6 protein-coding genes are annotated in these 6719 nt (G+C 59.3%); 2 read left to right on the top strand and 4 right to left on the bottom strand.

What is annotated here, in order from left to right:
• Positions 1–84: 84 nt before the first annotated feature.
• The 4 genes from EBBID32_RS04600 to istA form a co-directional block, all read right to left on the bottom strand.
• Entirely contained in the window at positions 85–390 is a 306-nt protein-coding gene (locus EBBID32_RS04600) for a GIY-YIG nuclease family protein (RefSeq protein ID WP_051093269.1), read from the bottom strand.
• Positions 387–1265: a type I restriction endonuclease subunit R, EcoR124 family gene (locus tag EBBID32_RS04595; RefSeq protein ID WP_006951487.1), complete on the bottom strand. Its 879-nt coding sequence runs from the start codon at positions 1263–1265 to the stop codon at positions 387–389. The genes EBBID32_RS04600 and EBBID32_RS04595 overlap by 4 nt, the downstream gene beginning before the upstream one ends.
• Positions 1266–1337: 72 nt before the next feature.
• The gene (gene istB, locus EBBID32_RS04590; protein WP_006951486.1) at positions 1338–2105 is read right to left on the bottom strand and encodes an IS21-like element ISSsp5 family helper ATPase IstB; all 768 of its coding nucleotides are present in this window, start codon (positions 2103–2105) and stop codon (positions 1338–1340) included.
• Positions 2102–3595 carry an IS21 family transposase gene (gene istA, locus EBBID32_RS04585; protein ID WP_006951485.1) on the bottom strand — a complete coding sequence of 498 codons (1494 nt, stop codon included), beginning with the start codon at positions 3593–3595 and terminating at the stop codon, positions 2102–2104. Before istA ends, istB begins: the two co-directional genes overlap by 4 nt.
• A 186-nt stretch (positions 3596–3781) precedes the next feature.
• Here istA and EBBID32_RS23165 point away from each other — a divergent pair, with 186 nt between their 5' ends.
• Both EBBID32_RS23165 and EBBID32_RS04575 read left to right on the top strand, forming a co-directional pair.
• On the top strand, positions 3782–5284 hold the full coding sequence (locus EBBID32_RS23165) for an AAA family ATPase (RefSeq protein WP_006951484.1): 1503 nt from the start codon (positions 3782–3784) through the stop codon (positions 5282–5284).
• Between the two features lie 238 nt (positions 5285–5522).
• Positions 5523–6686, top strand: a complete 1164-nt coding sequence (locus tag EBBID32_RS04575; RefSeq protein ID WP_006951478.1) for a site-specific integrase — start codon at positions 5523–5525, stop codon at positions 6684–6686.
• Positions 6687–6719 lie beyond the last annotated feature (33 nt).

The following is a 6719-nucleotide window of genomic DNA, read 5'->3' as shown; positions in this document are numbered from 1 at the left end:
CTGCGATCGCAGGGGGCAAAGCTGACACAAATGTATCACGATCCGGCCATCTCGTTTGTCGTCAGGCGGCCAACATAACTGTCGTCACACAAGGGCCACCGCACGGTGTTCGGCGATTGCGAAAAATTCCCGCGAGGGATTTACGCGGTCAGGGCCGAACGCAGTGTGAAGAGCCTTTTCAACCTTGTGGGCATCGTGAACTGATCGGGCGACCGCAACCTTAAATGGCAGCGGGACACCTGTCGCACGGCTGAGTTCAGCTACCCTGCGTTCGACACCTTCGCCAGATGTCCGGCCAATTTTAATCATGCCGGGCATCGCGTCATTAGTGAGAACATAGATGATGCCGACCGCAGGTTCTTGGCTGGCGGCGTCTTGATAGTCATTCATACGCGTCCTCCAACGCCCTTAAACTTTGCAACGAAGTCCGAAACTCTCTGGAATACGGCGTTCTTCCGTTTGAGGTATTCTGGATTCAGCGGGCTCATTTTGGGCAATGTATCCTTCAAATCGTTGCCATTTTCACTGGCGAACTCACGTCTGATCGAGTTTGTGACGTAGCGCTTGGCGGCTTCAAGATTGAGGCTTTCTACCGAAACAAGCTCTTCAAACTCGCGACGCTGCTCTTCCTGTGCAAATGCGAAGAATGCCTCGATCACACCGTCTTTGCCGTCGATCTCGTCGAGGTCAGTCCGATTGATAAAATCGACGATGAGATCCTCCTTCGCCCGATTTCCCAAGCTCGCTCGGATCACGCGGCGGGCCTCGTCGATCAAATCGCTCTTGTCCTCGGTGTGGCGATTTTTCTCGAAAATGAGCTCAAGTATGTAGTCGAGATTGATTTCTTGAGATTTCAACAGGTCGACTTCAAAGACAACATCATCCCAATCTAGTGTGGATCTGTCGCGCTCCTTCGCCACCTTCTCTCGTCGCAACCAATCACGAATGTCGTTATAGGTTGATTTGTAATCTTGGATTTTTCTATCGGCTGGTAGTTGAACCTCGGCCAGCTTGGCGACGTCTGCATCGCTCAGGTGATGGAGGTCCTTGAACACCTCCAAAGCCTCTGTGTCCCGCTGGTCCAAATTCTGAAAAGCCTTTAAGGCAACGAACTCGTCGAAATTTTGCAGAATGTTTTCAGCCCTGAGGAATTCGCCAAACAGCCGTGCGAAATCCTTCTTCTCCGCTTCTGTGAAGATGTCGCTCGGATCAGGTGTCAACGGCGGCGCAAAAGTCGGCCACGGGGCGGAGTAAAAGTAGGCCATTGTGGCGCGCGCCCGGGGGAGTGGCGTGAGGGCGTAGCCCGAGGGCCACTCCCCCGGGCGTTGGCCTGATTTTCAGGGGTTGGTTTTGGACTTGCGGGCGCGGCTATGGGCGAGGCGGTAGCTCTCGCCATTCATCTCCAGAATGCTGACGTGATGGGTCAGCCGGTCCAGCAGCGCGCCGGTAAGACGCTCGGATCCGAAGGTCTCGGTCCATTCGTCAAAGGGCAGGTTGCTGGCGATGAAAGTCGAGCCGCGTTCGTAGCGCTGTGAGATCAGCTCGAACAGCAATTCAGCGCCGGTTTTGGAGAGTGGCACGAAGCCTAGTTCGTCGATGATGAGCAGCTTGTATCCCGCCATTTGTTTCTGGAAGCGCAGGAGGCGTCGCTCGTCACGGGCCTCCATCATCTCGCTGACCAGGGCGGCCGCAGTGGTGAAGCCGACGGACAGCCCCTTCTGGCATGCTGCCAATCCGAGCCCAATAGCGATATGCGTTTTGCCCGTGCCCGATGGACCCAGAGCGATGCCGTTCTCACGGCGCTCGATCCATTCGCATCGCGCCATCTCGAGCACCTGCATTTTGTTGAGCCTGGGGATGGCGGTGAAGTCGAAGCTGTCGAGGCTTTTGACGGCGGGGAAGCGCGCCACCTTGATGCGCCGCTCCACCATGCGACGCTCTCTGTCGATCATCTCCATCTCGATGAGCCGGGCGAGGAAGCGGATATGGTCGACGCCTTCGGCGGCGCATTGCCGGGCCAGCTTCTCATGCTCACGAAGGCAGGTGGGCAGCTTGAGCGCCTTGAGATGGTGGGCGAGCAGGATCTCGGGAGGCTGGCCGCTCATGCTGCCTTCTGCCCGTCAGACAACAGGGTCAGATAGGCTCTGGCAATAGTCTTCTCGACCTTTGCCCTGGGGAGGAACGGATAGATGTCCAGGTCCAGCCTGGGCGGTATACGCTCCACCCGGCACAGGACCAGGTGCTTGACGGCATCGAAGCTGATGGCGCCCAGATCGACGGCGTGCTCAACGGCCGCCTGGAGATCGGCGATATCGAAGCTCTCCAGCAGGCGCAGCACCTGCACATACTCGCGCTTGCCGTGCTTGTGCATGCGCGCTTCCATCAATCGGCGCAGCGTCTCGAACGCTTCGGGTAATTGCCATCCCTGTAGCGGCGCCGCCTGATCCAGCGCATTGATCTTTTGCTCGATCAGCGGGAGATAATGGAGTGCTTGGAAGATGACCTCCTCGCGCTGCCAGCAACGAGGATGCCGGGCAATGACCTCGCTGCGGCAGCCGATCACCACCTCATCGACATAACCCCGGACCCAGACTTCCTGATGCCCCCAAGCCACCGGCACCGAATAGTCGTTGGTCTTGTAACGCACCAGGGACTGTGACGAGACACGTCCGCTGGTCTGGTCGCAAGCCTCGAAGGGCGAAGCTGGAAGGGGCTGCATCGCGGCCAGATCACGCACCAGGCGTTCGCCGATCGTCTCGCTCTCCCCGCGCAGCTTGTCGCTCTGGCGTTTGCGGCACTGCTCCTCGAGCCACAGGTTGAACGCCTCCCATGTCTCAAACTTCGGGATCGGCACCATGAAGTTGCGCCGGCAATAGCCGACCAGCCCTTCCACATTGCCTTTCTCGTTCCCCTTGCCTGGGCGCGCGTAGCGATCGCGGATCAGGTAATGAGACAGGAACCCGCTGAACAGCGATGCGCGCTTGCGCGTACCGTCGGGCAGGATCTTCGCCACCAGGCAGCGGTCGTTATCGTAGACGATTGAGCGGGGCACCGCGCCGAAAAAGGCGAAAGCATGGACGTGACCATCGACCCAGGCTTCGGCCACGGCAGCCGGATACGCCCGGACGTAGCACCCGTCACTGTGCGGCAGATCCAGCACGAAGAAGTGCGCCTTCTGCGTAACCCCGCCAATCTCCACCAACGCTTCCCCGAAATCGGCCTGCGCGTCGCCCGCCGGGTGGGCCAGCGGCACGAACATCTCCCGGCTGCGCTGCTCTCGCTCCCGGATGTAATCCTTGATGATCGTATAGCCGCCGGTGAACCCATGCTCTTGGCGCAGGCGGTCGAAAACCCGCTTCGCCGTATGGTGCTGCTTGCGCGGAACGCCACGGTCCCCATCAAGCCAGCCATCGATGGTCGCGATGAACCCGCCCAGCTTTGGACGGGCAGGCGTCGTCTGGCGCCGGTAACCCGGTGGCGACGAGTAAGACAACATCTTGCGCACCGTGTCGCGCGACACATTGAAACGCTTTGCAGCGCTCCGCTGGCTCAGCCCTTCCGCACAAGCCAGACGTACCTTCAGATAGAGTTCCACGCTGAAAATCCCCAGTCCTCCCTGCCAAGCAGAAAGGCTTCAAGGTGGACGACTTTTACGCCGCCCGCAGCGGACCTATCCCGCCGCTACCGTGGCCGAGTATTCCACCGCCGTTCTCAACCCGTCGGGACATTAGCAAAACACCTAATGCGCTGGCGCTCTTGCAGCCCAGCCGGAGGCATCACCATGACATTATCGAGTACCGCCCCTCCGGGCGACATACGCTATTGGGTCGAGTTCGGCCTGAAGATCATTCCTCTGAAACAATTGCTGTCGGGCGCTGCCGTCGAGGCCGATACGTGGCTGGCGAACTATTCCGCCTCTGCCGTTAACGACCATTTCGCTGAGAACCCGCGCCATCGCGTCGGTGCGGTGATTCCTCAAGGTGTCATCGGGTTCCGCGCCACTAGCGTGGAATTTGATGGTGCCCTCACTGATTTTCTCCGGTCCCTGGAAGCGCCGCCGATGCTCTGGCTACCGTCCGGGTCATTTTACCGGCTTGCTGATGGTGAGAGCATCAACGACTGGTCAACGGCCCTGCCTGACGGCGTCCAGGTCGTTGCGCCGGGCGACACCATCCTTGTGCCTGTCGGCGACAAATTGGATCGAGGTCGGTTCGGCAAATCGCTGGCCGATCTGGCAATCATCACTCTGTCGGTCGAGGAAGATGGTGGTATCGCAGGCGAGGCTGTTCCACCGGCCATGGAATTGGTGGATACGCCTCTGGCTAATATGAGCGTGCGGGGATCGGCTTCATCGTTTGAGGAACGGGCGCTTAAGATGCATCCGCTTCTAGGCAATGTCGCCATGCTCGGTCAGGCAACGGTCTGGTATGCGCCGCCCAATAGCGGAAAGACGTTGATAGCCTTGGCGCTGTTACTGGAGGCCGTCCGCGCCGGTCACGTTCTGGCTGGCAATGCCTATTATCTCAACGCCGACGATAATGGGAATGGCATCGCGGAGAAGAGCCGTTTGCTCGATGACGCTGGTGTTCATACCCTTATTCCCGGTGAGAAGGGTTTTGAGCCATACATGCTCGCCGGTCAGTTGGATGAAATGGCCGCTGAAGATCGTTGCCGGGGCGTTGTTATCATCATCGACACGATCAAGAAGTTTGTCGACCTTATGGAAAAGCGGCAGACGGCAACCTTCGCTAGTTCGATCCGTCGGTTCACCCAGAAAGGCGGAACCTGTCTCAGTCTTGCTCATACGAGGAAAAATCCCAGCGCCAACGGCAAGGCTGTCTACGGCGGCACCACGGACCTTCTGGAGGATAGCGACGCAGTCTATTTGCTGAGCGAAGCGGTCGATGTCGATGCCACCGGCGAGAAAGTCGTTAAATTCGAAAGCAAAAAGAGACGCGGAGGCGGTGCGGAAGAGGCTTATGCCTTCGCCGCCAATCCCGAATCCTATGATGAGCTTCTGGCTTCGGTCCGTCTGGTCGATGCCGATCAGATGGAGCGCATAGTGGCCAACGCTCAGGTGGCGGACGACCAGACCGTGGTGGATATGGTCCGCATTTGCATGGCGGAAGGCATCGATAAGAAGATGTTTCTCGCTGTCGCTGTAGCGGAACGCCTCAAAATCAGCAGGCGCGCGGCTGTCCAGGTGATCGAGCGCTACGAGGACCACCTCTGGACCTACACTGTCCAGGCGCGCGGCGCGAAGGTCTATCGGCTCGCCGACTGATGTTTGCCGTCCCGTCGGCGGTCAGTTTTCCAGCTTTCTGTGCCCATCGCGGGCGCAGTGGGCCGCGAAAACCTGCCGTCGTCGGGGAGGGGCCGCCCTCAAACCGCATGGCGTTGGTGATTTTCCGTTTCGCCAAAGCCAGCAGGCCAGACCCGGCCGCCCCGCATCTTCACCCCTCAACCGACCCGGCCGCGCTCCTGCGGCCTGAACCATCGTCACGTTTGAAAGGAAAATCGCAATGCCTGTTGTTTCTCTGGACGCCACGTTCGTCCTCACCGCCACCTGTCCGCCCGACAAGCGCAAGGTGGATTTTTACTCGGATAAGCTGTCCGGCTTCATCCTGGAGGTCCGGGCGAACGGCGGGAAGTCGTTCCACCTTCGCTACAAGGACGCTTACGGCCGCCTGCGCCAGATGCGGATCGGGCCTTACCCTGACATCAGCTTTGAAAAGGCGAAGCGCGAGGCGTTGAAGCTCCGTTCGCGTGTCGTGGTCGGTGAAAATCCGTTGGAGGATAAGCAGACCAAGCGGCTGGTGCCGACCGTTCAGGAATTGTCGGTACGTTACCTCGATTATGTCCGCACCTACAAGCGCAGCCATGCCAATGATGCGCGGGCACTCCGCCTGCACATCTTGCCCAAGTTTGGTAGGATGCGGCTGGACGAACTGGAGCCGGAGGCGATCGCCGTTTGGTTCCGCAAGAAGGTCGAGGAAGGGCTGTCTCCCGCTTCAGTCAACTTCCTGCATGTCGTGCTGGGCTATATGTTCAAGCTCGCAGCCCAATGGAAAATTCCCGGCGCGGAAGTGAACCCGCTGGGCACGATTCCGCATTTCGAGGCCAACAACTCGAGAGAGCGATACCTCACAGCGGCTGAAACCGAACGGGTGAAGGCGGCGATCGAAGCCAGTCCAAACCGGCAGCTTCGCTTCATCGTGCCGCTGCTGTTGCTGACGGGCGCGCGCAAGCGCGAACTGCTCGATGCCCGATGGGAGCATTTTGATCTCGACATGCGGCGCTGGCGGATTCCGCACAGCAAAAATGGCAAGGCTCGGCATGTGCCCTTGTCGCAAGCCGCCTTGGATGTGCTGGCGCAGGTGCCTCGCTGGGACGGCTGTCCCTTCGTTGTGCCGAACCCTCAGACAAAAAAGCCCTACAAGGACATCTTCTATGTCTGGAACAAGGCGCGGACAGAAGCGGGCGTGCCCGATGTTCGGATTCACGACTTGCGCCACACCTTCGCCAGCAATGTCATCTCCAACGGCCAGTCGCTTTACGTGGTCGGGCAGATACTGGGGCACGCTCGCGTGACCACATCCCAACGCTACTCGCACCTTAGTCAGGATTCGTTGCTGCTTGCGGCTGACGTTGGTGCGGCGGCAACCGGAATCGACTGGGCTGCCTGATCCTGTCGTGCCGCCCGGATTGCCCTTCGCTGG

This window comes from Sphingobium indicum BiD32, assembly GCF_000382885.1.
Taxonomy (GTDB): Bacteria; Pseudomonadota; Alphaproteobacteria; order Sphingomonadales; family Sphingomonadaceae; genus Sphingobium; species Sphingobium japonicum_C.
The sequence above is the reverse complement of the archived record's forward strand: the minus strand, read 5'-3'. Positions and strand labels throughout refer to the sequence as shown.